This is a genomic window from Latilactobacillus graminis DSM 20719, assembly GCF_001436415.1.
In the GTDB taxonomy this organism is placed as follows: Bacteria; Bacillota; Bacilli; order Lactobacillales; family Lactobacillaceae; genus Latilactobacillus; species Latilactobacillus graminis.
The window spans coordinates 1-209 of sequence record NZ_AYZB01000026.1; the positions used below are offsets into that span (position 1 = coordinate 1).

A 209-nucleotide genomic window follows, 5' to 3' on the forward strand; every position below is an offset into this window, starting at 1 on the left:
CAATTTAATGAAGATCACAGTGATACAACAGCGCCCATTAAATCCTTAGCATATGACTCAGTGCAAGGCAAACTAAGCGGTAACAGTGTTAGTGGTGCAACGAGCTACACTGTAACAGTGGACGGACAAACGTTCTCAGAAACATTTACTACCAAGGATGGCCAATTTGAAGCAAATGTTTCAAATGATTTTTATTATGCCGTTAAGCT

The 209-nt window shown here is 39.7% G+C and carries 1 protein-coding gene; it reads left to right on the forward strand.

Translation table 11 applies throughout. From position 1 onward, the window contains the following. Positions 1-209 (forward strand): hypothetical protein (locus FC90_RS09300; RefSeq protein ID WP_420843270.1); only part of this gene is annotated, 209 nt, incomplete at both ends.